This is a genomic window from Streptomyces sp. NPDC004647 (genome assembly GCF_040609575.1).
Taxonomy (GTDB): domain Bacteria; phylum Actinomycetota; class Actinomycetes; order Streptomycetales; family Streptomycetaceae; genus Streptomyces.
Window position 1 is genome coordinate 1 of record NZ_JBEXKU010000208.1, and the last position, 1504, is coordinate 1504.

Here is a 1504-nt window from a genome sequence, read left to right on the forward strand (position 1 = left end):
TGCTTTTCCTTCGGGGGCCTTTCTTGCCGGGGGGGCCGGTTGGCGGGCCCCCCCCGACGGGTCGGCCCTGACAGTCCAGCCTCGGTTCGGGGATCCCGGTGGAGTGCGTGTAGTGCTGCGTCTTCGGCGCCCTGTCGTGAAGCCGCCTGGATCCGAATCCGATTGCTCCTTCGCGGCCAGTTGCGCATCCTGCTGGGATGCGCTTCTCCATCAACATCCCCAACTTCGGTGACTTCGCCGACCCCCGTGACGTCGCGACCGTGGCGGCTGCCGCCGAACAGGCTGGCTGGGACGGACTTTTCGTCTGGGACCACGTACTGCACCGACAACACCAGGGGCGCCCCTTCGGAGACCCCTGGATGCTGCTGACCGCGGCCGCGCTGGCGACCTCGCGGATCCGACTGGGCACCTTACTGACGCCAATCCCCCGTTATCGTCCGCAGCAACTTGCCCGCCAAGTGGCCACCCTGGACCATCTCAGCAACGGTCGGGTGATCTTCGCAGCCGGCCTGGGTGGCCCTGCCGAGGACGAGTACCGCAGCTTCGGCGACACCGCTGAGCCACACCTCCTCGCCGAGCGGCTGGACGAGGGACTGGAGCTGTTGAGGCGCTGGTGGTCCGGCGAGCCGGTGAACCACCATGGCCGACACTACGAGGTCCGGGACGTGACGTTGCTGCCCGCAACCGTGCAGCGGCCTGGTCCGCCAGTGTGGATCGGCGGGTTCTGGCCGCGTCGCCCGCCGATGCGGCGGGCAGCGCAGTGGGACGGCGCGGTGCCTCTCTTCGAGACTGCTCGGCATGGACATGTGCCCGATGTGGCAGAGGTACGGGATCTTGTCGGCTATGTGCGCAAGCACCGTATGGCCGGGGCCGAGCGGCCCTTTGAGTTCGTGCTCGGCGGTGCCACGCCCTCGGATGCCGCGAAGGCCAGGGACGTGATCGGTCCGCTGCGGGACGCCGGTGCCACATGGTGGGACGAGCGGCAGGTCCAGACCGGCCCCGATCTGGACCGCCTGCCTCCAGTAATGCGCCGGATCGAGGCCGGGCCGCCGGTGGTCTGATCAGCCTTCGAGGATGTGCCGGGTTTGTCGGTGCGACGCGCGCATGGGGCAAGGTCACAGACGCGGCATCGATCCAGGCCATGCGGAGCTACTGCGCCGGCGGGATTCGGTAGACGGAGACGTGAGAACGCGACTCGGCGGTGAATTCGGCGCCGGCCCAGTCCGCATGCCTGGTCTCCAGTTCGAACCCGGCCAGCTGAGCCATCAGGTCGAGTTCGGCCGGCCAGATGTAGCGGTGGGGACTACGGAACAGGTGTGCCTGCTTGGTCTCGTCGAACCGGAAGTGGTGCGACACGACGTGCTGACGCAAGACGTCGTAGGTGTGCACACTGAAGTTCCCCCGTGAACTTGGACAGCGGATGGTTACGCTGCGGGGGTGAGGTCTTGCTGCAGCAGGGCTCGGGTCTCGAGCGGGGTGAGGTACCCGTGTTCGGGGTGCCTGC

1 protein-coding gene and 1 pseudogene are annotated in these 1504 nt (G+C 67.8%); one reads left to right on the forward strand and one right to left on the reverse strand.

The features are described 5' to 3' along the window. The first annotated feature begins 197 nt into the window (after window positions 1-197). On the forward strand, window positions 198-1061 hold the full coding sequence (locus ABZW18_RS34705; protein ID WP_356195500.1) for an LLM class flavin-dependent oxidoreductase: 864 nt from the start codon (window positions 198-200) through the stop codon (window positions 1059-1061). A gap of 88 nt (window positions 1062-1149) precedes the next feature. Here the strand turns inward: ABZW18_RS34705 and ABZW18_RS34710 are convergent. Beyond that, window positions 1150-1383: pseudogene (locus tag ABZW18_RS34710) on the reverse strand (SAM-dependent methyltransferase); the annotation flags it as partial. Between the last annotated feature and the right edge of the window lie 121 nt (window positions 1384-1504).

What these genes read in the sequence shown, in the direction of transcription:
- ABZW18_RS34705 (WP_356195500.1), top strand. Translation starts at nt 198, where the DNA reads ATGCGCTTCTCCATCAACATCCCCAACTTCGGTGACTTCGCCGACCCC.